Annotated in this window: 1 protein-coding gene; it reads left to right on the forward strand. The window is 64.4% G+C overall.

Annotated features, from left to right (window positions below):
- The coding region (locus WNE31_RS18445) for an acyl-CoA dehydrogenase family protein (RefSeq protein ID WP_349981401.1) at positions 1-326 on the forward strand (326 nt) is incomplete at both ends.

Here is a 326-nt window from a genome sequence, read left to right on the forward strand (position 1 = left end):
GGCAAGCCGCTGGCGCAGACGCAGCTGTTCCAGCTGAAGCTTGCGAACATGCAGACCGAGATCGCGCTGGGGTTGCAGGCGGCGCTGCGCGTGGGACGTTTGATGGACGAGGCCGAGGCCGCACCCGAGATGGTGTCGATCATCAAGCGTAACAACTGCGGCAAGGCGCTGGAAATCGCGCGCCACGCCCGCGACATGCATGGTGGCAACGGCATCAGTCTCGATTTCCACGTGATCCGCCACATGGTCAACCTCGAGACCGTGAACACCTACGAAGGCACCCACGACGTGCACGCCCTCATCCTGGGCCGCGCACAGACCGGGCT

This window comes from Shimia fortis (genome assembly GCF_040225985.1).
GTDB lineage: Bacteria > Pseudomonadota > Alphaproteobacteria > Rhodobacterales > Rhodobacteraceae > Shimia.